This window comes from Planosporangium spinosum (assembly GCF_049999945.1).
Classification (GTDB): Bacteria; Actinomycetota; Actinomycetes; order Mycobacteriales; family Micromonosporaceae; genus Planosporangium; species Planosporangium spinosum.
This window is the reverse complement of the sequence record NZ_JBLYUB010000078.1, coordinates 1-1,335: the sequence shown is the minus strand read 5'-3', so window position 1 is coordinate 1,335 and position 1,335 is coordinate 1. Positions and strand designations below refer to the sequence as shown.

At 66.9% G+C, this 1,335-nt stretch carries 1 protein-coding gene; it reads right to left on the bottom strand.

Annotated elements, in window-relative coordinates; genetic code table 11:
- Positions 1-165 precede the first annotated feature (165 nt).
- Positions 166-1,131, bottom strand: coding sequence for a DUF2332 domain-containing protein (locus tag ACNTMW_RS34285; protein WP_426638229.1), 966 nt, complete (start codon positions 1,129-1,131; stop codon positions 166-168).
- Between the last annotated feature and the right edge of the window lie 204 nt (positions 1,132-1,335).

Genomic DNA, 1,335 nt, shown 5'->3' with positions numbered 1-1,335 from the left:
ACAAGTCAAGCGCAGGGCACACCACCGGCGGCCAGATGCGTTATGAGTCAGCCTCAATCGCCGGCCCCGATCCTGGCAGCAGTCCACCCAGGACCACCACCGCGAGCCTCACAGATGCGTTACGGATCGCGGTCAGATGATCCGTGACAGCTCCGGCTAGGAGACCTAGTTGCCCACGGGTACGTTGATCTCCGGCTCCAGCCACCGAATTCCCTGTCCGTGGGGAGCGGTCAAAGCGACGACTTGGCCGTCGAGAGCAAGCTGGAAGGCGACCGGGCCATCGGCTGCGGCCGGTGCCGCCAGGCCCGGGGTGACGCCTAGGCCTTCGTTGGAGATCCAGTGGCAGGGCAGTGGGCGGACGAGGTCCACGAAGGCCGTGCGGGTGTCTGTCGAGACGTAGGGCAGCACGGCGGTGTGGAAGATAACCAGGGTCGCCCCGGCCGGTGCTTGGGACGCCAGGGTCGGTAGGTGAGTGAGGAGATCGCCACGCAGGAGGTGGGGCGGCTCGGATCGGGCGATGCGGGCGGCGGCACGCAGCCGGTCGCGACGCTGCTGCTGTTCTGGCCAGATGAGTGCGTCGAGCCAGCGCAGGTCGTCGTCGCTGGCGACGTCGAAAGGATTGAGGTCGAGACCGGCGCGCCATACCACGGTGGGCATCCGCTCGGGCAGAGGAAGGCTGCCGGTAACGGTGCACTGCAGTTCGACTGGGCTGTCTGCAGGGCCGAAGGTTCGCGGGTCGTTGCTGTAGCGGTATCGGTAGGCGTCGGGGTAGAGGCAGAGACCGGCCGACGCTCCGACTTCGAGCAGGGCGAGGGGTTGGGGTAAACGAGCGAGAACCGGTAGCAGGACTGCGCAGCGGCCGGGTTCGTTGGTTTGGGTCCGACGGCCGTTCATTGTGGCCGTCAGCTCGTCGCGGTGTCGCAGTGTCCACGTCCGGAAGGCACGCGGGTCGTCCATCGGAGCGTCTAAGTAGCGGGCGGCGCCGAACAGCAGGTTGGGCTGCCGCTTCTGTTCGGGCAACTCGTCCAGCAGTTCCGTATCGCCGGCAACGGCTGTGGCCAGCCGCTCGTAGATGGAGGACAGGCCGCGTGCCTCCCGCTGGCCGAACGCTCGATACCGGTCCGCTGTCATCACGGCAACACCTTGCCCACAAGCGCTGCATCGGCGCTAGGCCTCGGCAAGGTGTCGCGCATCATGTGGAGCCACCGCGTAACGCATCTGTGAGGCTCGCGGTGGTGGTCCTGGGTGGACTGCTGCCAGGATCGGGGCCGGCGATTGAGGCTGACTCATAACGCATCTGGCCGCCGGTGGTGTGCCCTGCGCTTGACTTGTCGT

Coding starts and splice junctions, on each gene's coding strand:
- ACNTMW_RS34285 (WP_426638229.1), bottom strand. CDS start 1,131: ATGACAGCGGACCGGTATCGAGCGTTCGGCCAGCGGGAGGCACGCGGC.